27 protein-coding genes and 1 pseudogene are annotated in these 23,450 nt (G+C 70.4%); 12 read left to right on the top strand and 16 right to left on the bottom strand.

Features of this window, described 5'->3' with window-relative positions:
• Positions 1–385: 385 nt before the first annotated feature.
• The 5 genes from E0F75_RS40310 to E0F75_RS01435 all read right to left on the bottom strand — a co-directional run bounded on the left by E0F75_RS40310 (position 386) and on the right by E0F75_RS01435 (position 3,727).
• A complete protein-coding gene (locus tag E0F75_RS40310) occupies positions 386–550 on the bottom strand; it encodes a hypothetical protein (RefSeq protein ID WP_308189543.1) in 165 nt (54 codons plus the stop codon).
• Positions 551–588: 38 nt separating this feature from the next.
• Complete coding sequence (locus E0F75_RS40305) at positions 589–831, bottom strand: DUF5713 family protein (RefSeq protein ID WP_308189532.1); 243 nt, start codon at positions 829–831, stop codon at positions 589–591.
• A gap of 382 nt (positions 832–1,213) precedes the next feature.
• A complete protein-coding gene (locus tag E0F75_RS01445; RefSeq protein ID WP_187620565.1) occupies positions 1,214–2,089 on the bottom strand; it encodes a sigma-70 family RNA polymerase sigma factor in 876 nt (291 codons plus the stop codon).
• Complete coding sequence (locus E0F75_RS01440; protein ID WP_187620564.1) at positions 2,086–2,469, bottom strand: VOC family protein; 384 nt, start codon at positions 2,467–2,469, stop codon at positions 2,086–2,088. Before E0F75_RS01440 ends, E0F75_RS01445 begins: the two co-directional genes overlap by 4 nt.
• 400 nt (positions 2,470–2,869) lie before the next feature.
• On the bottom strand, positions 2,870–3,727 hold the full coding sequence (locus E0F75_RS01435; RefSeq protein ID WP_229312421.1) for a LysR family transcriptional regulator: 858 nt from the start codon (positions 3,725–3,727) through the stop codon (positions 2,870–2,872).
• A gap of 80 nt (positions 3,728–3,807) precedes the next feature.
• On the opposite strand from E0F75_RS01435, the gene E0F75_RS01430 reads away from it, so the two are divergent.
• From E0F75_RS01430 to E0F75_RS01415, 4 genes are all read left to right on the top strand, one after another.
• On the top strand, positions 3,808–4,302 hold the full coding sequence (locus E0F75_RS01430) for a cupin domain-containing protein (RefSeq protein WP_187620563.1): 495 nt from the start codon (positions 3,808–3,810) through the stop codon (positions 4,300–4,302).
• Positions 4,303–4,466: 164 nt separating this feature from the next.
• Positions 4,467–4,829: a DoxX family protein gene (locus tag E0F75_RS01425; RefSeq protein ID WP_187620562.1), complete on the top strand. Its 363-nt coding sequence runs from the start codon at positions 4,467–4,469 to the stop codon at positions 4,827–4,829.
• 245 nt (positions 4,830–5,074) lie between these two features.
• Entirely contained in the window at positions 5,075–5,440 is a 366-nt protein-coding gene (locus tag E0F75_RS01420; RefSeq protein WP_187620561.1) for a hypothetical protein, read from the top strand.
• A gap of 64 nt (positions 5,441–5,504) precedes the next feature.
• Entirely contained in the window at positions 5,505–5,813 is a 309-nt protein-coding gene (locus E0F75_RS01415) for an immunity 53 family protein (protein ID WP_187620560.1), read from the top strand.
• A gap of 424 nt (positions 5,814–6,237) precedes the next feature.
• Here the strand turns inward: E0F75_RS01415 and E0F75_RS01405 are convergent.
• Positions 6,238–6,684, bottom strand: a pseudogene (locus tag E0F75_RS01405) (transposase); the annotation flags it as partial.
• Positions 6,685–6,986: 302 nt separating this feature from the next.
• On the opposite strand from E0F75_RS01405, the gene E0F75_RS01400 reads away from it, so the two are divergent.
• Together E0F75_RS01400 and E0F75_RS01395 are read left to right on the top strand one after the other, a co-directional pair.
• Complete coding sequence (locus tag E0F75_RS01400; RefSeq protein WP_187620558.1) at positions 6,987–8,207, top strand: acetylhydrolase; 1,221 nt, start codon at positions 6,987–6,989, stop codon at positions 8,205–8,207.
• Positions 8,208–8,522: 315 nt separating this feature from the next.
• Positions 8,523–9,149, top strand: coding sequence for a DUF6328 family protein (locus E0F75_RS01395; RefSeq protein WP_308189531.1), 627 nt, complete (start codon positions 8,523–8,525; stop codon positions 9,147–9,149).
• A gap of 326 nt (positions 9,150–9,475) precedes the next feature.
• On the opposite strand, the gene E0F75_RS01390 is transcribed toward E0F75_RS01395, so the two are convergent.
• Positions 9,476–10,156 (bottom strand): DUF4230 domain-containing protein, encoded by a 681-nt coding sequence (locus E0F75_RS01390; RefSeq protein ID WP_187620557.1) that lies wholly within the window; start codon positions 10,154–10,156, stop codon positions 9,476–9,478.
• Between the two features lie 182 nt (positions 10,157–10,338).
• On the opposite strand from E0F75_RS01390, the gene E0F75_RS01385 reads away from it, so the two are divergent.
• Positions 10,339–11,121: a VanZ family protein gene (locus E0F75_RS01385; protein ID WP_229312420.1), complete on the top strand. Its 783-nt coding sequence runs from the start codon at positions 10,339–10,341 to the stop codon at positions 11,119–11,121.
• A gap of 309 nt (positions 11,122–11,430) precedes the next feature.
• On the opposite strand, the gene E0F75_RS01380 is transcribed toward E0F75_RS01385, so the two are convergent.
• On the bottom strand, positions 11,431–12,387 hold the full coding sequence (locus tag E0F75_RS01380) for a LysR family transcriptional regulator (RefSeq protein ID WP_187620556.1): 957 nt from the start codon (positions 12,385–12,387) through the stop codon (positions 11,431–11,433).
• A 140-nt stretch (positions 12,388–12,527) separates the two neighbouring features.
• Here E0F75_RS01380 and E0F75_RS01375 point away from each other — a divergent pair, with 140 nt between their 5' ends.
• Entirely contained in the window at positions 12,528–13,007 is a 480-nt protein-coding gene (locus E0F75_RS01375) for a cupin domain-containing protein (protein ID WP_229312419.1), read from the top strand.
• Positions 13,008–13,205: 198 nt separating this feature from the next.
• Here E0F75_RS01375 and E0F75_RS01370 read toward each other — a convergent pair whose 3' ends face one another.
• Positions 13,206–14,402, bottom strand: coding sequence for a PP2C family protein-serine/threonine phosphatase (locus E0F75_RS01370; protein ID WP_229312418.1), 1,197 nt, complete (start codon positions 14,400–14,402; stop codon positions 13,206–13,208).
• Positions 14,403–14,556: 154 nt separating this feature from the next.
• Between E0F75_RS01370 and E0F75_RS01365 the strand changes: the two genes are divergently transcribed.
• From E0F75_RS01365 to E0F75_RS01350, 4 genes are all read left to right on the top strand, one after another.
• Positions 14,557–14,901: an STAS domain-containing protein gene (locus tag E0F75_RS01365; RefSeq protein ID WP_187620554.1), complete on the top strand. Its 345-nt coding sequence runs from the start codon at positions 14,557–14,559 to the stop codon at positions 14,899–14,901.
• Between the two features lie 251 nt (positions 14,902–15,152).
• A complete protein-coding gene (locus E0F75_RS01360; RefSeq protein WP_187620553.1) occupies positions 15,153–15,509 on the top strand; it encodes a PRC-barrel domain-containing protein in 357 nt (118 codons plus the stop codon).
• 224 nt (positions 15,510–15,733) lie between these two features.
• Complete coding sequence (locus tag E0F75_RS01355; RefSeq protein ID WP_187620552.1) at positions 15,734–16,171, top strand: glutaredoxin domain-containing protein; 438 nt, start codon at positions 15,734–15,736, stop codon at positions 16,169–16,171.
• A 233-nt stretch (positions 16,172–16,404) separates the two neighbouring features.
• Complete coding sequence (locus tag E0F75_RS01350) at positions 16,405–17,013, top strand: endonuclease (RefSeq protein WP_187620551.1); 609 nt, start codon at positions 16,405–16,407, stop codon at positions 17,011–17,013.
• 206 nt (positions 17,014–17,219) lie between these two features.
• On the opposite strand, the gene E0F75_RS01345 is transcribed toward E0F75_RS01350, so the two are convergent.
• From E0F75_RS01345 to E0F75_RS01315, 7 genes are all read right to left on the bottom strand, one after another.
• Positions 17,220–17,723, bottom strand: a complete 504-nt coding sequence (locus E0F75_RS01345) for a hemerythrin domain-containing protein (RefSeq protein WP_187620550.1) — start codon at positions 17,721–17,723, stop codon at positions 17,220–17,222.
• A gap of 420 nt (positions 17,724–18,143) precedes the next feature.
• Positions 18,144–18,887 carry a metallophosphoesterase gene (locus E0F75_RS01340; RefSeq protein ID WP_187620993.1) on the bottom strand — a complete coding sequence of 248 codons (744 nt, stop codon included), beginning with the start codon at positions 18,885–18,887 and terminating at the stop codon, positions 18,144–18,146.
• Positions 18,888–18,919: 32 nt separating this feature from the next.
• Positions 18,920–19,180 carry a BON domain-containing protein gene (locus E0F75_RS01335; RefSeq protein WP_187620549.1) on the bottom strand — a complete coding sequence of 87 codons (261 nt, stop codon included), beginning with the start codon at positions 19,178–19,180 and terminating at the stop codon, positions 18,920–18,922.
• Complete coding sequence (locus tag E0F75_RS01330) at positions 19,173–19,886, bottom strand: nucleotidyltransferase family protein (protein WP_187620548.1); 714 nt, start codon at positions 19,884–19,886, stop codon at positions 19,173–19,175. Before E0F75_RS01330 ends, E0F75_RS01335 begins: the two co-directional genes overlap by 8 nt.
• 122 nt (positions 19,887–20,008) lie before the next feature.
• Positions 20,009–21,220: a YihY/virulence factor BrkB family protein gene (locus E0F75_RS01325; RefSeq protein ID WP_187620547.1), complete on the bottom strand. Its 1,212-nt coding sequence runs from the start codon at positions 21,218–21,220 to the stop codon at positions 20,009–20,011.
• 172 nt (positions 21,221–21,392) lie between these two features.
• Entirely contained in the window at positions 21,393–21,605 is a 213-nt protein-coding gene (locus E0F75_RS01320; protein ID WP_055598567.1) for a hypothetical protein, read from the bottom strand.
• A 397-nt stretch (positions 21,606–22,002) separates the two neighbouring features.
• The gene (locus E0F75_RS01315) at positions 22,003–23,007 is read right to left on the bottom strand and encodes a GAF domain-containing protein (RefSeq protein WP_187620546.1); all 1,005 of its coding nucleotides are present in this window, start codon (positions 23,005–23,007) and stop codon (positions 22,003–22,005) included.
• Positions 23,008–23,450 lie beyond the last annotated feature (443 nt).

The raw sequence follows: 23,450 nt of genomic DNA, 5'->3' as shown, positions 1-23,450 counted from the left end.
CTGTGAAAGGCGGTACTTGATGAAGGCACGATTGGCTCCTGCGTGATGTGGGCTGGCCGAATGGGGCCAGGATCGCTTGCTGTGCAGGGTACGTCCTTCGGAGGCGTGCAGACGCTGAGACGTCGAATCACAACCCGTCGGAGCAAGAAGTCTCGCCGTGTGCCCACAATGACGCGGCAAATACGCGGAGACAGCGCATACCCCGCCTGCGGCGTGCTACTCGCAGGCGGGTAGGGAATCCGAACAGACCTGATCCACGAGTTGAGGCACACTTCGATCACGGACTCCGACGCGAGGACTCCGCAGGAGCGGCTGTCTCTCGCGAGTGCACGAGGGACGGTGACGGTTGGCTACGTGCCACGAGATACGACAAGCTCGCCGTCCGCTACGAGGCCACCGTGCTGAGTGCAGTTCTCAACGAATGGCTTTGATCGGAGGTGACCTTCCCGTCCTCGTTCACCAAGTCCCGGCCGGCGGCCAGCTCCTCCGCATTCGCATCCGCATCCGTGAACCCGTATGCCGACGCGACGAAGCAAGACGAGTCACAGATCCACTCAAGCGCGACCGTCTCGATCTCGCTCCGGGCCGCTACGAGACTTCCCTGTCCAGCAGGTTGAACGCCTCGGCCGCAGCCCGGGTCAGCGCATTCATGCTTTCCAGGTCCGAAGGCTGCTCGGCCTCAACCTGCTCGCACAGCCGCAGCAGGATCGCCTTTCCCTGGTCGACCACGTGATCAGGGAAGTACGAGTCGTCGTACATCTGCCGCAGGAACGCGTGTCGCGCTACCTGCTGGTTTGTATCCGCGACGGCGCCGGCCTCGTTTGCAGGCACCCGCTCTTCTTGAGTCTCACGGCGCGGTGAGCTTGATCAATCTCGCGGGCATGGCGGAACCCTCAGCACGATGATCCCGCCCACGGTTACGCCGGACCACACCTCGTCTTCGAAGCGCTGGCCGAAGGCGACCGGGTCCGGAGCATCGACAACCCCACCGTCGTCTCAGAGCCTCCCCTGGCCGTCGGCATTGCACTGGACCCCCTCCCCGAGAACGGGATCCAGGACGGCGATCCCCGCGTCCTCGACCCCGACGGCGAGCCGGCAGGCATAGCTCAGCCTCACGGTCTGAACGTCCGGCGGCCGACCCCCTCCGTGGCCGGCCCTTTCGCTCGCAGCCGCCGTATCTTGCACAGGCACGGGCAGACCTGGCGACACCGGCTCAGGACGGGGCGGCCAGAGGGATCGACGCGAGTTTGGACGGGTCGACGACGATGCGGATGGCGGTGATCCGGCTTTCGACGACGGTGAAGGCAATGACGGAGAGAGGGGTTCCGTCGGGGCGCCAGGACATGTGACCGGGGATGCCGTTGAGCAGCACGGGGCGGTGGCGGGCGACCTCGCCGGAGAACATGCGGGCGCCGGCGGCGACCTTGGTGGCTCCGAGGGTGACGACCACCCCGTCGGGGGTGTCGACGGTCAGCTTCACGTCCGGGTCGAGGACACGCAGGAGCGCCTCGAAGTCGCCTCTGACGGCCGCGGCTTGGAAGGCCTGAACGACCGCGCCGTGCTCGCGGCCGGGGCCCGTCGGCCGTTCCCTGGCTTGGACCCTGCGGCGGGCGCGGCTGGCGACCATCTTGGAGGCGTCGGCGGATTTGCCCAGGATCTGGCCTATTTCTTGGAACGGGACCGCGAACATGTCATGCAGGACGAAGGCCAGACGTTCGGTCGGGGTGAGCGAGTCGAGTACGACGAGCAGGGCGAGGCCTACCGAATCGGCCAGCAGTACCTGCTCGTCGGGCGCGGGGTCGTCGGCGGGCGTCACCACGAGGTCCGCAGACTCCTGCCCGTAGGCGGATTCCGGGTGGGCCTGGCGGGATCTCAGGAGGTCGAAGCTGATTCGGCCGACCACGGTGGTCAACCAACCGGCCAGGTTGCCGATGGTCGCCGCGTCCTGGCGGGCGAGGCGCATCCAGGCTTCCTGAACCGCGTCCTCGGCGTCGACGTGTGAGCCCAGCACGCGGTACGCGACGGCGCGCAGCCGATCGCGCTGGGCTTCGAATGCCTCGGCCACGAGGCCGGACGGGTGGGTGGTCACGGCTTGAGCTGCTGACGGAGCGAGATCCGGTTGCCATCCGGGTCCACCGCCTCGACGCGGACCCCGAACGGATAGTCCACGGGTTCGGACTCTTCGAAGGTGACGCCGCGCCGGCGCATGATCTCGAAATCCTTTCGCAAGTCCTCGGATTCGAGGATCAGCGGACCGGGCGCACCCGCGCCGCCCGGCTGTCCCGCGGCCGCCGCATGCGACCACAGGATGATCTGCACCGGGCTGTCGGGAACGCCGACGGTGAGGAAACGTCCGTCGGGCCCCGGGAAGTCGAGCCGCTTCTCCAGGCCGAGCCCCTCGGTGTAGAACTCCAGCGCGCGGTCCTGATCGGTGACGTAGATCGTCACGTACATGATGTCGGTCAGCATCCTGTTCTCGATTCACTCGTGGGTGCGGCGACCGTTCGAATTCGGTCGACGCACCTATGACGAGTGGCGACGGGAGAAGGTAACAGGACGGTCCGGCCGATCGGATACCGGGCGCATGGGGCGTGGGCCGCCCCGGCCTGGGGTGCAGTCGTGTGGTCCTGTCCTGCCCCGATGGGAGGAGCAGGTCGGGGAAGACGGATTCCACGGACACTGGCCTGGCCGGCGTGGTCCTGGTCAAGCGCGGACGTTTGTGTCCGGGACGGCGCCATGCGGACACATTGCGCGCAAGGCCGCTCACAATGACATTCGGCGTGCCATCAGGCCGAGTCGGGAGGCGGTCCCGAGGACTGCCGTGTTCGAATTGTTCACGAGCTGGGCGGCAGGACCTCCTGCCAGGTATTCAGGGGCGGTGGCGGTACGCGGCTGTCGCGATCTCGATGAACGATCGGATCAACGGGTTGGTGTCACCCTCGTTCCACACCACGACCACTCGGCTTGGCGGCATGTCGATCAGCGGGACCACGGCCAGCTCAGCGGGCAGGTCGTGCCCGAGCGGGGTCAGGCCGACCGTGCCGTTCCACAGCACGGCCTGCAGGCATTCCTGGACGACGCGCACCACTGGCCCCTCGCGTGGCTCGCCGCCGTTCCAGTACGACTGCCAGATCGGGTCGGCTCCCGTCGGGAACTGGAACCAGCGGCGGTCGCCCAGGTCGGCCAGCTGCAGTCGGCCGCGGCCGGCCAGCGGATCGTCGGCGCGCAGGACCACGCCCACCGGATCGGCACGCAGCTCACGCACCGTCAGAGCGGTCTCGTCGAACGGCGCCCGGGTCAGGGCCACGTCGACCAGTCCAGCGCGCAGCCCGCACGTCGGGTCGGTCAGGTCGGTGTCGCGGATGCGGATGTCGATGCCGGGGTGGTTTCGACGGTAGGCGGCGGCCAGCCTGGTCGCTCCCGGGTCGGTGCTGTCGCCCAGGATGCCGACGGTGATGGTGGCGACGCCGGCCGCCGCGCTCATGCGCACGCGTACGCGGTCGGCCTGGTCGAGCAGGGCCCGCGCCTCGTCGAGCAGCACTGCGCCCACCGGGGTGAGCGTGACGCCGACAGGCGAGCGGGCGAACAGCAGAGCCCCGACCTCGGTCTCCAGCTGCTTGATCGCCCGGCTCAGCGGCGGCTGGCTCATGTGCAGTCGAGTGGCGGCCCGGCCGAAGTGAAGTTCCTCGGCGACCGCCACGAAGTAGCGCAGGGTACGTAGCTCCACGCTGCGACGATACCCAAGCGGTATCCACGTTGTGGAATGGGTCTTGGACAGTCGAAGGGCCCTGGCGGTGCACTCGCTACATGACCGAAGAAGCGAAGACCGTCGCACCGCAGGCCGACCCCGCCGTATCGGTGATCGGTCCCGGCGACGGCGAAGTGATCGTGCTCGGCACCACGCACATGCGCGTCCTCGAAGACGGCAGCCATACCGGGCACCGCCTCGGCATCGCCGAGTCCGTCCTCGCCCCGCACACCCCCGGGCCGCCCCAGCACCGCCACTCCCAGCACGACGAGGGCTTCTACATCGTCTCCGGCACAGTGCGGTTCACCGTCGGGGACAAGGACTACGACGCCACCACGGGCACGCTCGTGATGGTCCCGCCCGGCGCCCCACACACGTTCGCCAACATCACCGACCAACCCGCCGTCATGCTCAGTACGTTCACCCCCGCCCTGTACGTGCAGTACTTCCGAGACCTCCAGAACGTGATCGCCGAAGGCCGGCCACTGACGCCACAGGTCAGCGCTCAGGCGATGAGTCGCTACGCGACCGAGCCCGCCACCGATCTCACCTGAAGCCGGCGGCATCACACCGCCCGGCCGCCCGTCAACTGACCGGCGCAGCCGGGGCGTTCCCACGTTTCCATTTCCGGATCACTCAGACCAAAAGCTCGGGCCCTCTCCAAGTGCGGCCCGAGGAATCGACGGTCACCTGCCACCGGTGACCGTGGAGGGGAATCATGAACATCGCGTATTGGATCGTCGCCGGACTGCTCGCCCTCTTCTACCTCTACGCAGGCGCGGCGAAGCTTCTCCGTAGCCGAGAGAAACTCCGCCCGATGATGGCCTGGGTCGATCGCATCCCCCTGCCTGCCGTCAGGGCGCTGGGGACGGTCGAAGTACTCGGCGCGATCGGGCTGATCCTGCCGCCCCTGACCGGCATCGCGCCCTGGCTGGCTCTGGCGGCGGCCATCGGGTTCGTACTCCTGCAGTTCGGTGCGATCGCCGTCCACCTGACCGGCGAAGACCGCCAGATCGCACTCAACGTCGGGCTCATCGCCACTGCGGCCGTGAACACCTGGCTGGCCACCACCTGGCTGTGACCAAGGGCAGTTTTCGACCGGTCGATGCGACTGCGGGCTGGTACTCCAGCTACTCCAGCCGTGGATCGTGATCTTGATTGTTGTTGAGCGGCCTGCCGCCGGTAGTGGCAGACCCGGGACCGGGCTTGATGGCGGCGTCGGCCATCGGGCCGGCCGACCCGATGGGTGTCGTTGCACGACACCCTCCGCGTGGCTCGCAGCCGTGAGGTGCGGAACCGCCGACTTGGCCTGAGCGTCGAAAGGCCATGACTGAGAGAGCTGGACAGATCATCCTCGCCCTCACGCTGGCTGCCGGGGTGCTCACGGGCTGTGCCCAGGCCGACGAGGGCGCAGACGCCGTCCCGGCCACACCGTCCGTCCGGACGATTCCCTTCGACCTGTACACGCATTGCGGAATCGACGAAGCCCGTATCGGATCGACGTATTTCGAAGCGGAGACCCCGCTCTCCAATGGCTCGGGAAGCCCGCCCGACGGGTGGGACAACCCCACCCAGCGCGGCACGATGACCTTGAAGTCCGAGACGGAGGCCGTCTTCACCGACGATGCCGGCCATGAGGTGAAGTTCCGTGCCCGGCCGGGTGCGAGTGCCTTCAAGCGCATCTGTGCCTAGTCCGTGACCGGGAAGGTTTGCCGGGTTGGTCGGTCCACGCGCAATTCGCTTAGCATCTGCGTCCATGTCCGAATCCGAGCATGTCCTTGACTGGTTGCAGAGCTGGTACGCCTCACAGTGCGATGGCGACTGGGAACACGAATGGGGCGTGAAGATCGATACGCTCGACAACCCGGGCTGGGCCGTCAAGATTGATCTTGAGGAGACGGACTTGGCGGACCGGGAGTATCCCCAACAGCGGATCACTCGGGGTGAGCACGACTGGGTGATGGCCTGGACGGCCGGGAGGGAGTTTCATATCGCGTGTGGACCCGGCAACCTGACCGAGGCCCTCACGCTGTTCCGGGCCTGGGCGACGGTGAGTGTCCCGTGAGTGATGTGGCCGGCGAAGCCGTCACGCTGCGAGCGCGGGCGCGTTCGCGCCGTTGGGCGGCGAGGACGTCGGGGTGGCGGGCGTTCTTGTTCCGGCAGCGCAGGTAGGCGTGCAGGGCCCGGGTCTGGACGACCGCCCACCGTTTCATCCGCCAGTTCGTGTGGACGGAGAGGTTGTCGAGGATCACGTAGATCGGGGCGACGTCTGGACGGGCCGCCCGGATCGTCCTCAAGGCCGCCCAGGTGTGGTCGATGCCTTTCCGTCGGCGGTTGATCCCCCACATCTGGTCGTCGCCGACGGAGTAGCAGCCGTGGAAGTAGGTGATGCCATGGGTTCGGTGGAACGTGGCCGGCAGCCGGTCGGGGCGGCCGCGCTCGGCCCAGCAGGAGTCGGCGGTGGGGCGGATGCCGAGCGGTCCGAACTCGTCGGAGGCGAAGGTGCGGTCGGGCCGTTCACGACGCCGCTTGCGTCCCGCGAGCTGGGCGACGCGTTCGGGGATCGTGGCCCTGATCCCTCGCCGGCGGAGGTAGGCGCGGAAGGCGCGGGCCGAGTAGCCCTTGTCCCCGACCACGCGATCGGGCCGGGTCCTGGGCCTTCCCGGACCCGGCCGCGGCAAGAAGGCGGTCGAAGGTGCCGTCGGCGGCCCAGCGGGCGAATCGTCCGTGGACGGTCTGCCAGGGGTCGAACCGCTCGGGCAGGTCCCTCCAGGGCAGCCCGGTGCGGAACTTGAACACGATGCCCTCAAGTACCTGACGGTGGTCCCGCCACCCGCCACCCGCCACCCGCCACGAGCCCGACCCACCGGCGGCAGCAGCGGTTCGATCACCGCCCACGCAACGTGCCGGGGTCGGCGGGGTAGATGGCGGCACAGCCGTAGAAGCGGTGGTTCTTCGCTCCTTGGCCGGCAGACAGCATCTGCCAGGCACGCTTGAGCAGCTTCGCCGCCGGCGTGGCGGCGCGGAACTCCCTGCCTTGGTGGGGACTTCGGCCGAGCAGGTCACCGCGAGACCGGCGACCGCATCAGCCTCAGGGCGTAAACCCGTGGGTCAATGCCCTCGCGACGTGATTGAACCGTGGGCGGATGCCGCGCGGGAGGGCGCGTGACAGCGTTCCCCTGTGCCCACGGACTGTCGTCGCGGCACGGTTGACGATCCGTCACCACGGGAGGGACCCATGACCACCACGCCGTTCATCAGCCGGAAGGGCATGACGCGCCGCAGCATGCTGGGAGCCGCGCTGGCCGCCGGTGCCGCGGTGCCGCTCGCCACCGCTGTCGGCCCCGCGTGGGCCGGCGAGGCCGCGGTCGCCCCCGCCGCGACGCGGCTCATGCTGCCCGTGCCGACCGGACCGCATCCGGTGGGCACAGTCCAGCTGCACCTCGTCGACCGGTCACGTCCGGACGGCATCGCGGGCCCCGGGCACTTCCGCGAGCTGATGGCCACCGTCTGGTACCCCGCCCGGAACGTCGAGCGGTACCCGGTGGCGCCCTGGATGCCGGTCGGCGCATTTCAGGCGTTTCTCGCCGACGCAGGGTTCAGCGAGCTGGCCCCGCTGGGGCCGCTCACCGCCGGCCACGTGGGCGCTCCGGTACGGCGGTCGGGCCGACGGCTGCCCGTCGTCGTGTTCTCGCACGGCGCGCACAGCCACCAGGGCGACCACACCGCCGTGGTCCAGGAGCTCGCAAGCCACGGATACGCGGCTGTGACGGTGGCTCACCAGTACGACACGTACACCGAGTTCCCCGACGGCCGGGTCGCCGTACCGCTCCGCGACAGGCGGGCCCCGACGTTGCCCGGGGACTTCGCCGCCGACGTGCGCTTCGTCCTCGACTGCGTCGAGCAGCTCGCCGCCGGGTGCAATCCCGATGTCGACCGCAGGGAGTTGCCGGCCGGGCTCCTCGGTTCCCTCGACCCGCGACGCATCGGCGCGTTCGGCTGGTCGAAGGGCGGGACGGCCACCGCCTGCGCCACGCTCGCGGACACGCGCATCCGCGCCGGGCTGAGCCTCGACGGCCCGATGCAGATGAACCCGCCACTGACCGGCGATCTGGACCGGCCGTTCATGATGATGACCGCCGAGTTCACCCGCGCCACGACTCCCGAGGCCGCCGCGTTCTGGTCGCACCTGCGGGGTCGGCGGCTGAACATCCAGGCCCAGGGCGCCGTCCACATCTCGTACGGCGACAACGAGGCACTGTTCCCGCAGGTGGCACAGCTGTTGGGCTGGAGCGGGCAGCAGCTCCAGGACGTGATCGGCACCCTCGATCCCGACCAGGCGGTGAAGATCCAACAGGCGTACCCGCTCGCGTTCTTCGATGAGCACCTGCGCCACCGTCGGGGGCACCTGCTCGACGGGCCGTCCCCAGCCTTCCCGGCAGTGACGTTCCTCCCCTGAGTGCTCCGGGCCGCAGTACCGCCGCCCCTGACCGTGCAACCGACATCGCTCCCCTGAGCTCCCGCCCACGTGGCCGGCGGCGTGCATGGGGTCCTGTCGACGGGGCACACGGATGCGGAGCGATGGGACGCACTCACGCCGCACGATCCACGGATCCCCCCAGCGCCTGAGGTCGGGGTGTCCTGACGCGCCCCGAGGCGCGGCGGCGCCCGGGCGCGTTGGACCGCTCTCCGCGCCGGGCGCTCATGCCACGGAGGAGCGGGGTCCAGGGGCGTGGGGCCGCCCCTGCTCCACACTCCTGAGGAGGAGATCGTCATGGACGAGCGAAACGGTGTTTCCACGCCGAAGGACGAGGGCGAGCACGGTGAGAAGGACGGGCAGGGCGGGCAGGGCGGGCAGGACGGGCACGGCGAGCACGGTGAGCAGGGCGAGTTGCTGCGCGGAGGGAACGCAGGGGAGTCGGGCACCGGTGCGGACGGGCGGGGCGAGACCGAGGAGGAGCGCGCGGACCGACGCTGGCAGGAGCTTCTCCAGGAGATACGAGTCGCCCAGACCGGCGTTCAGATCCTTCTCGGCTTCCTCCTGACGGTGGTGTTCACTCCGCTCTTCCACGACCTGGAGCAGACCGACAAGACGATCTACCTCGTCACCGTTGTGCTCGGATCGCTGGCGACGGGCGCACTGATCGGTCCCGTCTCCGTCCACCGGATCGTGTCCGGACGGCGGGTCAAGCCCCAGGCCGTCGTCTGGGCCTCCCGGCTCACGTTCACCGGCATCCTGCTCCTTCTCGCGACGCTGACGGCCGCGTTGTTCCTCATCCTGAGGGTGGCTACGCACGACCCGTACGTGCCCTGGCTGGTCTCCGGCGTCCTCGTCTGGTACCTGCTCTGCTGGTTCGCCCTGCCCCTGTGGGTCCGCGCGCATGACACGAGCGGAACCTGATTCCACGCCCGTACGAGCCGAAGCCGGTCTCGCGCGCGGAGTGGAGGCCGGCCTCGCGCGCCCCCGGGTCGGTCACCGGTCCGGGAAGGGCGTCCGGATCGAGCGGGTGTCGACCGCCTGGTCGGAGAGGGTCACGGCGGACGGGCGGCCCGCCCTGTGGCGGAGCCGCTGACTCCGGCGACTTCGTGCCGCTGCTCGCGCGATCCGGCCGACCACCTGCGCGCCGCCCCCGTCGAACCGGTGCGGCGCGCGGGGAGTACGGCCGAGGCCCCGCCGCCTGCGCCGATCGGCGCAGACGGCGGGGCCTCGGCCCGCGCGAAGTCCGCTCAGGCGTAGGTGACCGTCACCCGATCGAAGCCGAGGCCGCGCAGGAGTTTCTGAAGCATCTCGGTCGTGTTCCGCTCCGCCCGCGACGTCAGGCCGGACTCGCGGGCGGCGTTGCTGATCCGCTGGGCGGCGAGGACGTTGACAGCCTGCTCGCTCGATGGGTTGTCCGAGAAGAGATCGCCCAGCCGGTCGAGCAGGCCGCGCTGCTTGGACACGGCGTACGAGCGCTCGGGATCAAGCGCGGGAGCGGCCAGCCTGGCGTGTGGCAGGCGCAGGGTGGCCTCGGTCCGGTCCGCGTCGACGGTCACGGCGTCGTTCCCGAGGGGGCCAAGATCGACGTAGGCGCCGACGCTGCCGTTCGCCACGTAGAGGATGCGGGTTCCGCGGACCGTGTCCGGCAGGAACCGCGCGTCGCGCTCCAGGTCGACGACAACCTGGTAGGTCCCTGCCGCGCCCTCGTACCGGCTCAGGTCCTGGACGGACTGCAGGACGGCGGGACCGGAACGGTCCTTCACCTCCGTCCCGAAGACGTCCAGACCGGGGAGCCTGAGGAACTGGCCGATCATCATGAGGGCGACGGCGAGCACGAGCAGAGCGCCGGTGACGAGACGCCACTTCCCTCCGGATCGCCTCCAGGTCCGGTGGGGCGGCGAGGGCCTGTTCTCGGTGTCTTCTCCCATGGTCGCCTGGTGCCCGCGTCGACGCCTCCCATTCCCAACTCCGTTCAGATTGCGACGGGTTGATGCTCCTGAGGAAGGCGTGACAGGCGTGCGGAACCTGATGAACCGCACCGCATGCCGCCACCTCGTCGCGGGTACGCGGGGTCTGTTCGCACGCGGTGGTTCAAAGGAGGAGGAGGCACATGACTGATTGGAGAGTGTCGCGGAGACGGGCCGGAGCGACGGGAGGCAAGACGGCGGCACCCGTCGAGACGAAGTCGGCCGGGGCCGGGCCGGGCGGGAGAGCCGGGGGCGGTGCCAAGCCGGCCGAGACCGGAGGGGGAGGTGCGGAACCGGCCGGTACGGGGACGGGTGGGGCAGATCTGGGGACGCGAGCGTCGAAGGCGAAGGCGAAGGCGAAGGCGAAGACGGATGCGGACGCGAAGGCGGACGCGAACGCGAAGGCGAACGCGAAGGCAGCGGCCCCGGTTCGGCGAGGCCCGGGGCGGTTCGTGCGGGTGCTGGTCACCCTGACGGCCCTCGCGGGCATGGTGGCGTTCGCCGTGGTCCTGGCCAGACTCACCCTGGAGGCCTCGCCGGCGTCCGTACCCCTCACCCACAGCAATCTGACACCGGGTCGGTCGATCGAGAACTACCTCAACCAGCCCGGCTTCGTCGACACCGTCAAGCAGCTCGGGGGAAACATCGCCCTCGGTGTTCCCTTCGGGATCCTGCTGCCGCTCCTGTCCCTCAAGGCACGTGGATTCCTTCGGGTCGCGCTCATCACCGCGGTCACGATGCTGCTCGTGGAACTGGTGCAGGGCGCGCTCGTCACGGGACGCGCCTTCGATATCGACGACGTCCTCCTCAACACGACGGGCGCGCTCCTCGGCTACATGCTCGTCGGCCGGCGGCTGGGGCGTATCGTCCGCCCTCGCACCCGCCCCCGCTGGTGGCAGCGGCGCCCGGGCGACTCGTCCCGCTGACGCCGTGGCGGGGACGCGATCCCGGAGCGCGCTGTCGAGGGGCTCCGCTCCGGACCCGCGACTCTCGCCCGGCAGGCCGGGCTCGGCCCGGAGCGACTACGGGCGACCGCCGACCCGGCACCGACCGCCGACCCGGCACCGGCCGCCGATCCGGCACGGGCGACCGCCGACCTGGCACCGGAGATCGCCGCCGGCCTGTGGTCGCCGCGGCACACGGCGCTCCTCGACGCGGTCGACGAACTGCTCGCGCCCTCTACGAGGACGCCCAACTGCTGGAGTTCCTCGTCCTCGCGCGCTGGTGCCGGACCATCAGCCGGCCGGCCGACGGACTCCTCCTGGAAGAGGAACTCTGGGCCGATCCGTGCCCTGCACCTCGCGCCGTCTCCCGTCCGACTCCTCGTCATGGAGTGCCCGCAACAGATGACGCAGGGCCGGACCGGGCGGACCCGGACGCGCGGCCAGGAACGTCGTGACGTCGAGCCCGGCGAGCGGGCGCAGCGCCACCCGGGGGACCGGTGGCAGTCCCCGGACCTCGTAGAAGACGGTCCACGAAGCCGTCGGGGCCGAACCGATCGCGGTGAGCGTCGCCTGAAGGCCGGTGAAGGGCGGACCGGGAGGCGGCACCGCCCCGGCGGCACGGCACGCACCGGTGATCAGGTCGTGGAAGGGGGCGTTGTCCTCGCGCGGGGCGAGCCGCAGCGGCAGGGAGGCCAACTGGTCCAGCCGGAGCACGGGTTCGGCCGCCAGCGGATGGCTCGCGGGTACGGCCACGTGGAGCGGGTCCCGCCACAGCGGCAGCAGCGCCAGTCCGGGGGCCGACCCCACAGCCCGTACCAGCGCCGCGTCCAGCTCTCCTGCGCGTACCGCAGCCAGCCGGTCGGCCACAGGCAGGCTCCGCAGCCGTACCTGGAGCAGGGGAGCCCCGGCGGCGAGCCCGGCCAGGACGCGGTTGAGCCGCTCGCCGGGGCCGTGGACGATGCCGAGCCGCAGGATGCCGTCGTCGCCCGCCGCGATGTCGGCGGCCACGCGCGCCGTGCGGTCGGCGGCGGCGAGCACGGCGCGCGCCTCCGGCAGCATCCGTTCGCCCGCCGCGGAGAGCCGCACGCGCCGGGTCGTGCGATCGAAGAGCACCACGCCCCAAGCGCGCTCCAGCCTGGCGATCTGCTGACTCACCGCCGACGGCACGATGCTGAGCCGCTCGGCGGCCCGGCCGAAGCCGCCCTCCTCCGCAACGGTCACGAAGTAGCGCAGCTGTCTCAGTTCCATGCCGCCCTCACCCCTTGCCCCTCCCTGATGATTCGTCACGAACAGTGAATTCTCCCTTCGGTAACCGCCGGTGGTTCACGGCTGCTTCCCGGGCTCGAATGGGTTCCACCGCAACGACCGGGAGACGAGGAGAAACGGACATGGGCGAGAACAGAGAGGCGTTGATCGTGCACGCGGAAGAGGCCGAGCGGATCCCCCTTCCCCACGGCGGAGGCTTCGTCCTGCTGGCGGACGCGTGGGCCACCGGTGGCGCGCTGGGGGCGAACCGCCTCACCCTCGGCCGGGGCGCCACCGGCGCCCGCCCCCACTACCACGCACGGTCGACCGAGCTGTTCCACGTGCTGGAGGGAGCCATGTGGTTCGACGTGGCCGGCCGCACGACGACCGTCACCGCCGGCGGTCTCGTCTCGGTCCCGCCCGGAGTGCCGCACTCCTTCGGCGCCGTCCCCGATGCGACCGCGGATCTGCTGTCCGTCCTGACCCCCGGCGTCGACCGCTTCGAGTACTTCCGGACCCTGGGGCGCATCCAGTACGGCCGGGAGCCCTTCGACGGCCTCCTGAAGCACCAGGAACGCTACGACGTCCACTTCCTGCCGGAGCCCTCGCCCGTCTCCGGGTAGGCGGCCGGGCGACGGCGCGCTCCGTCGGGAGCGCCGGGCGGCGTGCCGCGTGCGGCATACGGCGCGCGGCGAGCCGCGGGACGGGCGGCACGGCCGGTTCGGTGACGAAGGTGACGAAGGCAATGAAGGTGGCGAAGCTGATGAAGGTGACGAAGTCGAAAACACAAGGCCGCACCCCGAAGACGACATCACCGTCCCTCATCCGCGGTGTGCCGACGCTCCCGAGGCCGTCGGGTGCCACTCGATCAACAGGATCGTGGCGTCGTCGCGCAGCTTGTGGTCCTGGTGGTGCCGCAGGCGCTGCACCAGGCGTCGCAGGGCCTCGGGGGCCGAGTCGCCGGCTGCGGTGGCACGGATGACCGTGTCGGCCAGTCGCTGTTCGCCGAAGAGGTCACCGTCGGGGGAGCGCGCTTCGGTGACGCCGTCGCTGTACATGAGGATCCGGTCGCCGGGCTGGAGGCGCTGCCGGTGCTCGGTGGGCGGCGACGCGACGAGAAAGCCCCAGCCGAGCGGTACATCCGGCTCGCGTTCCAGCGCGTTGCGCACGACCTTGCCGGCGCGGATCAGCAGCGGCGCGGGGTGCCCGCAATTGACCCAGGTGAGCACACCGCCGGCGGTGTCCACATGGGCGACGACGGCCGTCATCAGCCGGTCGGTGAACCAGTCGGCCAGGATCCGGTCGATCGAGGTGACGATGTCGGTCAGGGAGCCGCCGGAGCGGCGCGTCGCGCGGCAGGCGGCGAGCCCGGCGGCACTGGCCCCGCCGGAGGCGAGGTCGTGCCCCATGGAATCGAGGACGGTCAGGTGCAGCCCGTTGTCGTCCAGGGAGTGGTCGAAGGTGTCACCGCCGATGTCGTACGCGGGCTCCAGCACCGCCGAGGAGGTCGCCTGCGCCGTGCCGATCGTCCGCGGCGGCAGGAACGCCCACAAGAGCTCGGCCTGCACCGTCATCGCCCGCCACCGCTCCGATTCGACCAGCAGATCACTGTGGGACGACTTCGACACCAGGAGGAGGGCGGCCATGCCCGCCAGGGCCTCGCAGCCGCTGAGCAGGGCGGTGTCGAGGGAGGGTGCGGTGACCTTCAGTACGCCGAGACGCTCGGCCCCGTCGATCATCGGCACCCAGGCGGTGGCGCCGTCCCGCGACCGCTGCACCGCCTGCGTCCGGTACGCCAGACCCGCCAGCGACGTGTCGATGTCCAGCGTCTGCTGATCCACCGCCAAGGGCAGCGGCAGGGCGATGAGGCGGATCTGCTGCAGATCGGTGACGTACATGGCGCTGCCCGTCAGCCCCATGCTGCGGCCCGCGTCGTACACCACGGACGCGAGCTCGCGCCCGGACAGCAGATGGGAGCGGGCCAGTAGATCGGCAAGAACACCCTCGAAGGCCGCCACGCGATCTCCCTACGCCTCTGGGACCTGCCTGGGGTGCCTTCAGGCTAGGCAGACGCCGGTCGTGATCGCATCCTCCTCGGGCACCGCGCCGGGCGGGGACAGGCATGAAACGCCGCGCGAGGGGCAATCGCTCAGTTGTGCGAGGAGGCGTGCCATGCCTGTCAGCAAGGAGCACACACCGGATACCCCGATCGCCGCAGGTGCCCCTCATGTGGTGTGGGTACGCGGCGACATGGACCTCGACCACGCGGAAGAGCTTCGTGCTTCGCTCATGGCGGCCGTCGCCGAAGCGCCACGAGGCGCTGACATCATCGTCGACCTGCAGAACTCGTCGTTCTGCGACTCCTCGGGGCTCAACGCGTTGCTGGCCGCACGGCAAGAGGCGGCGGAGTCCGGTCATCACCTCAGGCTCGCGGTGCCGAGTCACCAGATGGTGCGCCTGCTGGAGTCCACGGGGGCGATGGGGCTCTTCGTCCTCGGCCCCGCCGTGTCCGACTGAGCCGGATCGAGCCTGGGACCTGGCCGAGCCCAGGCGCCCGTGCCGCGCCCGGCGCCGACGGCACGACCACGACTCCGAACTGTGGCCGCATCCTTACGCCCTCGACCCGGGCCGTTTCGCAGCGGACGCCGTGGAGCTCCGCCGGCAGCCGCCCGCCCGCCGGGTGGTGAGCGCGGGTGGCCGGGAGCAGTGTGGGAGGTATCCGCAGCCGCAAGAAATCCGGCTCCGTGTTCGGACGGGGGACGCTCCTGATGATTCAGCCAGCCGACATCCGTGAGTGGCGCACGCAGGACGTGGTCGATCCCGACGGCCACAAGATCGGCGCTCTCGAAGCGATATACGTGGACACGAGTACGGACGAGCCCGCCATGGCGACCGTGGAGGTGGGGTTGCCGACCCGCCGCCGGCTGGTCTTCGTCCCGCTCGACGGTGCAGTCGTGGGGCCCGGCTACGTTCGGGTCGCGTACGGGAAGGCGCTCGTGAAGGACTGTCCCGCGATGGGCACGGACGACGTCCTTCCCGCGGAGGAGGAGCCTGCGGTGTTCCACCACTACGGTCTGGCATACCGGCCCGGCGCCAACGGCGAGCGACAGCTCGCACGGCGCTGACCCGCTCCCGAGGACGGTTCCCGACTCACGGTGCGCCTTCTGGCCAGGCCAGGCCAGGCCAGGCAACGGGACCGGCACCAGTGCCGGCGTGCCAGGTCCCGAAGACCGGATGCCCGTGCCTTCTCCGAGCGTACGGGCGTCGCAGGCGGGAAGATTGGCCTGGACGCGTCAGGAGAGCGGATCGCTCCGAACGTGCGTCCCGGCCGGTCGATAGCCTGCGCTTCATGATGCGTATGTGGGCTTTGCCGATACTGCTCGTGCTCTGCGGTTCGGCCGTCGCGACCGGACTCATCCGCAAGGAGCGCCCCGGCGAGGCGGCGGCACTGCTCGTGGTGTTCCTGCTGCTCGCCGTGACGAACTCCCCTCTGATCTTCCCGAAGTCGATCGGCGCATTGGAGGCGCAGCGTCGCAGCGCGGAAGACGGCCGGCCGGTCGTCTTCTGGAGGCCGGGCTGCGTGTTCTGCCTGCGCCTGCGCATCCGGTTGGGGCGCAGCGCCCGGCGGATGCACTGGGTGGACATCTGGCGTGATCCGGCGGGTGCCGCGGTGGTGAGGGCGGCCAACGACGGCAATGAGACGGTGCCGACCGTCGTCGTGGCGGGCCGGCCCCACGTCAACCCCGATCCTGCTTGGGTACGGGAGCAGCTTCGCCGTTCGTCGTGACCGGATGCGGCGATGGACCCTCGCCACCGTCGGCCGGCGCCTCGAAGAGAACCCCTGGCACGACCCGCCGAGACCCCGCTCGCTCACCAAGGCGCGTAGACGTCTCACCACGCTGACCCCGTGAACCGGCCCCTGACAGAGGCCCGACGGAGGAGGCCTGAGGGCGGCCGGACGGAGGCGTGAGGGAGGCGTGAGGGAGGCCGGACGGAGGCGTGAGGGAGGAAGGGCCCGTCATGACACAGCGCACCACCGTCCGAGACCTGCTGGACGAGCACGGGCGCACCCACGCCGTGGAGGCGGGCATCCGGCTGAGGAACACTCCCGCCCCTCTGTACCGGCTCCTGACCCTGTGCGTGCTCTTCTCGGTGCGAATCAAGGCCGGCATCGCGGTGGCCGCCGCCCGGGAACTCCACGCGGCCGGTATGGGCACGCCCCGGGCGATGTCCGCCGCGTCCTGGCAAGACCGGGTGGACGCCCTCGGCCGAGCCCACTACCGGCGCTACGACGAGAGCACGGCCACCGCCCTGGGGGCAGGTGCGGAGCTGCTCCTGGACCGGTACCGCGGAGACCTGCGCCGGCTGCGCGACGCCGCCGACGGGAACCCGGACCGGATCCGCGAGCTCCTCCAGGAAGTCCCGCGGATCGGCCCGGTCGGAGCGGACATCTTCTGCCGCGAGGCCCAGGGCGTGTGGCCGGAACTGCGCCCCGCCTTCGACAGCCGCGCCCGCGAGACCGCCGCCAGGCTCGGGCTCCCCAGGACGCCGGCGGGCCTCGCCCGTCTCGTCCCTGCCGAGGATCTGCCGAGGTTCGCTGCCGCGTTGGTGCGTGCCGGCCTCTCCTGAGAACGGGAACGGGGAGAGGATTCCGGACGGGCAAGGAGAGGCGGCGGCACCGGCGGGACCGGGCGGCGTGACGAGGTACGGGACCGGGCGGCGACCGGCGGGCCCGGGCGGAGTGACGGTATGAGGGGACCGGACCGGCCTGACGGCGTGGGGGGGCCGGGCGGCGTGATGGCATACCGGCCGGCCTGACGGCGTGGTGGACCACCTCACCCGTCGACGATCTTGCGTACGTTCTCCGGACTTCCGCACTCCGAGGCCAGCTGCTTCGCGCGCTCCTTCTGGAACGCGACGCCCAACTCGGCCCTGCGCTCGTCGGGCACGTTCTCCCTGGCGCCGTTGAGGATCGTCCGTTCCTCCTCGTCCACGTGGTGGGAGACCGCCTCCACCAGCTCCTCCAGCCGCTCGTCCCACTCCTCGGAGCCCACGTCCTCGACCTCGAGCAGGGCCAGAAGCGCCTTGTTCCCCTCGGCGTGCTCCTCCGTTCCGTGCTCCACCTCCTCGTCGTCGACGCCCCGGAAGCGCTTGAGCGCGCCGTAGACCTCGGCCTCCTCGGCCTCGCCGTGCGCGATGAGCAGGGCCGAGAACTCCTTCAGAGCGGCGGCGCGGTCGGCCTCGATGCTCCGCATGCGGCGGAAGAGGTCCTCCATGGCGCGGTGGTCTTCGAGGATCACCGCGACGACGTCCTGGTCCAGCCTGCTGTCGGTGCTCACGTTGTCCTCCTCGTTCGACTGTGCCTTCGGACGGCGATCGGGGCCTGACGAGGTCCGCGTACATCTCCTGCCGGTCCCGGGCGCACAAGACGCGGCTGCCCGCACACCGCGGCGCGAAACCGTGGCCGCGGCGCCGCCGACGCGCCGGAACGGCCGATCCGCTCGGAACGCTCGGTAATCGAGGCTCCCGGCATGCGCCCGGGCAGTTCGCCGCGGTGGTCGAGGACTTGGCCGCCGCCACGGTGCGCGACGGGTGCCACGGACGGCCTGCGACCGCACGCTGCACGGACGTTGTACGGGCTTGCGACCGTGCGTTGCACGGACGTTGTACGGGCCTGCGACCGTGCGTTGCACGGACGTTGTACGGGCCTGCGACCGCGCGCTGCACGGAGACGACGATGCAGGGCGACGATGCAGGGCTCACATGCCGGAACCACGGTCGTGGACGGGCAGCTGGTACAGCGCGAACGCGCGGTCGATGACCGGTTGGGCGACGTTGCGTACGCGTACCCCGCCCGCCGTCCTGCCGTGTTCCGTACCGAGGTGCGCGTGACCGTGTACGGCGAGGTCGGCGCCCACCGTGTCGATGGCCTCGGCGAGCAGATAGCTGCCGAGGAAGGGATAGATCTCCACGGGCTCGCCCGCCAGTGTGTCCGGTACGGGGGAGAAGTGGGTCAGCGCGATCCGGACCGCGCAACGGCCGGCGGCCAGCTCCTCCAGCGCGGTCGACAGGCGCTCGGCGCCGATGTGCGCCGTGCGGACCCAGGCCTTCATCTCCGGTTCGCCGAACGCGCCGGCGCTGCGGCCTGCGAAGCCTCCGCAGAAACCCTTCGCACCGGCGACACCGACGGTGTGACCGGCCACGGAGAACGTGACGGACTGTCCTTCCAGGACGCTGACGCCCGCGGCCGCGAGGATCCGCGTGATGTCGGCCTCCTCGTCCGAGTGGTAGTCGTGGTTGCCCAGCACGGCCACCACCGGGACGCCCAGGTCCCGGACCTCGTCCGCCACCACAGCGGCCTCGTCGACGGTGCCGTGCCGCGTCAGGTCACCCGCGAGCAGGAGGAGGTCCGCGCACTCCGGCAGCGTCGCGAAGGCGGGGCGCAGCAGTCCGGCGCAGTCGGGGCTGAGATGGATGTCGCCCACGGCCGCCACTCGGACCACGCCGTTCGGCTGCTGGATGGTCGGCCCCGGACTCACGACAACTCCTCCATCCGCTCCGGTGCGTCCGTGGAGGCCGACGCGAGGTCGTCGAACACGGTGAGTCCGGCGAGCTCGATCCGAGCCAGCCGCAGGATCTCGTCGCGCCGGGCGGCCGTGGGCACGGTGCCGGAGAGCAGCACGGCATCGCCCCGGAGCTCCACCCGTACACCGAGTTCGGCCACGTCGTCGCCGGCCAGCCGGTCCCGCAGCCGGGCGAGCCGGTACTCGAGCTCGTGCGTCGCGTGCTCACTCATAGGACGGGCCTCCCTCTGCCCGGCCGTCGTGGGGCGGGATGACGTTGAGCAGTTCGAGCAGGTGGAGGAAGGCAGCCGCCATCGGTCTGTCCCCGGTGTCACGGCGTACACGGTCCCAGGCGACGCGCTCACGCAGCCCCCGTGCGACCGGGAGGAGCGGGCCGTAGTCGCAGTGGTGCTCCGAGAGCGCTGCCAGTCGCCCGGTCATGAGGTCGGTCGGGTCGATGACCGGCATGTGAACCGAGTCCACGGGCAGAGTCGCGGCGCGATCGAGCAGCTCGGCGGTGACGGGCCGGCCGGCCAGGGCGAAGATCAGATCGATGTGTTCGCCGTCCTTGCGTGCCTTCACCAGCCAGTCCTCAGGCGGGTCGACGATCTCGAGGCCGCGCTCGCGCAGCAGCCCGGTCACCTTCTCGGCGTCCTCGCGCCGCACGGCGAAGTCGGTGTCGTGCTGCAGCCGGACCGGGATGCCGTAGGCGTAGACCGCGACACTGCCGACCAGGGCGAACGGACACCCCGACGACTTGAGGACTCCGGCCACCTCCTTCGTGACCTCCAGGATGGCCTGGGTGTGGTCCGGCGGCAGGACCTGGGCCCGCCGCCCGTCCGCCGCGGCTTCCGCCGCGAACGGCGAGTGCGACCGCAGGGGCAGCGAGCCCGTTGCCGGAGGGCCGGCGTCGGCTCGGCGTCCTTCGGCGAGGTTCATGCGATGCCTCCTGCCGTATGCCCTTGTGCCGTATGGAGCCGCCGTCGAGTACGAAGCGGGGGATACGCGGGTACCCCGTGCACCGGGAAGAATGCGCGGGCGAGGAAACCGCGAGAGCGCCATCACGGCACGTCGCTCGGCGCGAACCGGATGCGACCGGGGATCGAGCCGAAGCGCCGGCCCCTCGACGGTCCGGGTGGCTGCGCCTGCCCGGGCGCGTCCCGACCGGGCGCAGGACCTTCGAGCCGGCGCAGGTCGTGGGCGTCCCAGGCGCGGGTGTCGCGCGGCTCGGTGTACGGCTCCTCGTCCGGGGGCATCCCGCCGAGCACAGCCCGTTGGCGCACTGCCTCGGCGTCGAACTCCAGGCCCAGAAGCAGGGCGAGGTTGCCGATCCACAGCCACACGAGGAAGACGATGACGCCGGCCATGGTGCCGTAGGTCTTGTTGTACGAGGCGACGGCGCCGACGTAGAGCGCGAACCCGGCGGAGGCGGCCGCCCACATCAGCAGCGCGAGGACGCTGCCGGGAGTGATCCATCTCCAGCCCTTCACCTTGGCGTTGGGGCTGGATGCGTACAGCAGGGCGATCGCGAAGGACACCAGCACGATCAGGACGGGCCACTTCGCGATCGACCACACCGTCAGTGCCGTGTCACCGAAGCCGAGCGCCGCTCCCGCGTGGCGCGCCAGGGACCCGGTGAACACCAGGATCAGCGCGCTCAACGCCGCCAGCACCACCAGCACGGCTGTCATCCCGACCCTGAGGGGCAGAAGCTTCCACACCGGGCGGCCCTCGGGCATGTCGTAGACCTGGTTGGCCGCGCGCATGAACGCTCCCACGTATCCGGACGCCGACCACAGCGCGACCACCACCCCGACGACGGCCATGACCGAGCCCGTGGCGGAGTGGTCCTGCAGCTGCTCCACTGCACGGCCGAGGACGTCACGGGCGGGGCCGGGGGTCAGCTCGCGGACGTGGTCCAGGACCTGCTCGGTGGTCGACGTCCCGGCGAGGCCGAGCAGGGACACGAGAACCAGCAGCGCGGGGAAGAGGGACAGAACGCCGTAGTACGTGAGAGCCGCCGCGCGGTCGGTCAGTTCGTCGTCCCTGAACTCCCGTACCGAGCCCTTGAGCACGGCGAGCCAGGACCGGCGGGGCAGTTCCGTCGGATCGCCCGGCGCCCGCCGCTCCACTCCGGGCCCGGGACCGACGTCCTCAGGGGCGGGCGTCTCGTCCGCCGGTGCCTCGTCCGCTGATGCCTCGCCGTCCGGCGCCTCGCGTGCCGCGGCCTTGTCGGCGCGGCCACCATGCACTGATCGATTCGATTCGGCCATGCCCGTTCGGGTACCCCGGTGACGTGTCCCTAGGCCGGCGGGGAGCGAGGGGCGCGATCGACCACGCACGGCCCCGCACCGTCGGCCGGGGCGGCTGGATCTGGAGCGACCGGCGCCGTCGGACGGCGCCGTCAGAGCGGCGGCGGCCGGGCGGCGTCGGGTGCTGGCCTGCTCAAGCCGCCTCGTACCGGTGGGGGCGGCTGCCTCGCCACGTGACCCAGGCGGGATCGTCGAGCAGGTCCTCCGCTTCGGGAAGGCCGGCGCGGCGGAGGAACTCGACGACGTCCTCGTCGCGGTGGGCCAGACCGAGGATCTCGCCCCGCACGGTGACCCGCCGGCCTCCGGTCGGGGAGGGCGGGTGGACGACGATCGGAGCGGTGCCCATACCTCAAGGGTGCCCCCGGTCGGCCGGGAACGCCGAGCTCGCCGCCCAGACCGGCGGCCCGACAACCGCAGCCCCGCACGCGGTGCGCGCCGGCCGCTGCTCGGAGTGAACGAGGGAAGGGCGCCGGCCGACGGGTGCAATGCCATGGTCACGCCGACCGAACAGGCCGTGGCGAACAGGCCGTGGCGAGCAGGGGCACCTCGATGGTCCCGCCGGGACAGATCGCGCAGTGTCGCGGCGGCGACCTCACACCCGAGCAGGTTGCAGCGTTGAGGGACGTCCGGCCGCACCAGCCGGTGGAAGGCCCGCTCCGGGTGCGAGGAGCCCCGCACCCGGTACCGCTAGCGGAACGTTCCTGTGCGGCTGCCTCGATCGGCTCCCGTGTGAGAGTCGGGACTCACCCGGGCTGGCCGGGGAAGGGCGCAGAGCCCCCTCCAGCACCCAGGCGCTCGAACTGCTGCTGCACGTTGACGGAGAATGCGTGCGGGTCGGAGACCGTTGAGGCGTTCATGGCGACAGTCAGGATGCCGCTGATCGGCGCCCCGGGGGATGTTCTGACAGGAGTGCAGAGGAAGTCGAACTCCTGATAGCCGACGTGGTCGGCGGTCGGCAGGGAAGCTCGGTGCGTGACCGGCTGGCCGCTGTGAAAGGCGGAATCCATGGCGTCGAAGACGCCGGCACTCCGCAGACCGGGCAGTTCCGACGGACCGGGCAGGTACTGGCGACCCATGCCGAAGACGACCGCCTGACGGCCGTTGGCGTAGCGCATCAGATGGCCGGGGCCTTCGGTGAGCATGATGGGGAAGGGAGCCCCGTCGAAGACGGCGAACAGCTCCTGCTGTTGCGCGAGGAGGCTGTCCCGGAGCCTGAACTCCGACACGAGCGTCTGGGCGAGGTCGTGCATCAGCTCCTTGGTCTGCGGGTCCCATGTGCGGGGGGACGTGTCGGCCACACACAAGGTGCCGAGGATCATGCCGGTGTTGTCGCGCAGGGGAGTGCCGAGGTAGGAGCGCACGCCCATGTCGTTGACCAAGGGGTTGCCGGCGAAGCGCGGGTAGTCGAGCACGTCGTCGAGGGCCAGTTGAGCTCCCTGCGCGACGACGTGGGGACAGAACCCGTAGTCGCCAGGTGCCTCCCGGGCAGCGGAGTTGCTCAGGTCGAACGTGATGCCGGCGTCGGCGCTCGTCAGCTCATCGGGGGAGGCGTCAGGGGCCCGGGGGACGTACATGCCCCGGAACATCTGCGTCTGATCGTTGATGAAGTTGACCATGGCCAGGGGCGCTCCGGTCACGGTCGCCGCCACCTTGGCCACTCGATCGAAGGTGGCTTCCGCGTCTGCCGAGTTGAGGCCAAGGGCCTGCAGGCGCTGCCGCCGGGCCTCGCCACTTGTCTGGGGATCCATGAGATCACATGAAATCAGATCCCAGGACCTGGTGGCCCGTCACCTACCCAGTTTCTGGGCCCGGTTGGCGGTGCTGAGGCTGTGTGCTGCTGTCGAGTCCCTCATGATTGGTTGATTTGACGTCTTGCAGTACGAAAACTGACAGTATATCTGAAAAAATAAGATGTTTCAACGAGTAGCGATCAATTCACGCCAACTGATCGACGAAAGGCGAGGAATGGCGGCAAGGCATATGACAATCATGCGGGGTTGATCTAGGACGCGGGAGCGCGTGGGCCGAGGAGACAGGCGTGTGAGCACAGTGACTCAGGGGCAGCCGGCCTGGTGGGGGTTGGGCGTCCCTGTGGGGGCACTCTCGAGGTGCCTGCAAGAGACGGAGCCCTGCCCGGGCTTCACCTGCCACCCGCGAACGTCGCTCTGGCGAAGTGCGGGTCGGTCCCCGG

Source organism: Streptomyces sp. CB02980 (assembly GCF_014451325.2).
Taxonomy (GTDB): domain Bacteria; phylum Actinomycetota; class Actinomycetes; order Streptomycetales; family Streptomycetaceae; genus Streptomyces.
This window is presented reverse-complemented; position numbering and strand designations above follow the sequence as displayed.

Coding starts and splice junctions, on each gene's coding strand:
- E0F75_RS01380 (WP_187620556.1), bottom strand. CDS start 12,387: ATGGAACTGAGACAGCTGCGCTACTTCGTGACCGTTGCGGAGGAGGGC.
- E0F75_RS01425 (WP_187620562.1), top strand. CDS start 4,467: ATGAACATCGCGTATTGGATCGTCGCCGGACTGCTCGCCCTCTTCTAC.
- E0F75_RS01385 (WP_229312420.1), top strand. CDS start 10,339: ATGACTGATTGGAGAGTGTCGCGGAGACGGGCCGGAGCGACGGGAGGC.
- E0F75_RS01360 (WP_187620553.1), top strand. CDS start 15,153: ATGATTCAGCCAGCCGACATCCGTGAGTGGCGCACGCAGGACGTGGTC.
- E0F75_RS01330 (WP_187620548.1), bottom strand. CDS start 19,886: ATGAACCTCGCCGAAGGACGCCGAGCCGACGCCGGCCCTCCGGCAACG.
- E0F75_RS01320 (WP_055598567.1), bottom strand. CDS start 21,605: ATGGGCACCGCTCCGATCGTCGTCCACCCGCCCTCCCCGACCGGAGGC.
- E0F75_RS01420 (WP_187620561.1), top strand. CDS start 5,075: ATGACTGAGAGAGCTGGACAGATCATCCTCGCCCTCACGCTGGCTGCC.
- E0F75_RS01335 (WP_187620549.1), bottom strand. CDS start 19,180: ATGAGTGAGCACGCGACGCACGAGCTCGAGTACCGGCTCGCCCGGCTG.
- E0F75_RS01415 (WP_187620560.1), top strand. CDS start 5,505: ATGTCCGAATCCGAGCATGTCCTTGACTGGTTGCAGAGCTGGTACGCC.
- E0F75_RS01375 (WP_229312419.1), top strand. CDS start 12,528: ATGGGCGAGAACAGAGAGGCGTTGATCGTGCACGCGGAAGAGGCCGAG.
- E0F75_RS01350 (WP_187620551.1), top strand. CDS start 16,405: ATGACACAGCGCACCACCGTCCGAGACCTGCTGGACGAGCACGGGCGC.
- E0F75_RS01395 (WP_308189531.1), top strand. CDS start 8,523: ATGGACGAGCGAAACGGTGTTTCCACGCCGAAGGACGAGGGCGAGCAC.
- E0F75_RS01440 (WP_187620564.1), bottom strand. CDS start 2,469: ATGCTGACCGACATCATGTACGTGACGATCTACGTCACCGATCAGGAC.
- E0F75_RS01390 (WP_187620557.1), bottom strand. CDS start 10,156: ATGGGAGAAGACACCGAGAACAGGCCCTCGCCGCCCCACCGGACCTGG.
- E0F75_RS01365 (WP_187620554.1), top strand. CDS start 14,557: ATGCCTGTCAGCAAGGAGCACACACCGGATACCCCGATCGCCGCAGGT.
- E0F75_RS01355 (WP_187620552.1), top strand. CDS start 15,734: ATGATGCGTATGTGGGCTTTGCCGATACTGCTCGTGCTCTGCGGTTCG.
- E0F75_RS01400 (WP_187620558.1), top strand. CDS start 6,987: ATGACCACCACGCCGTTCATCAGCCGGAAGGGCATGACGCGCCGCAGC.
- E0F75_RS01430 (WP_187620563.1), top strand. CDS start 3,808: ATGACCGAAGAAGCGAAGACCGTCGCACCGCAGGCCGACCCCGCCGTA.
- E0F75_RS01325 (WP_187620547.1), bottom strand. CDS start 21,220: ATGGCCGAATCGAATCGATCAGTGCATGGTGGCCGCGCCGACAAGGCC.
- E0F75_RS01315 (WP_187620546.1), bottom strand. CDS start 23,007: ATGGATCCCCAGACAAGTGGCGAGGCCCGGCGGCAGCGCCTGCAGGCC.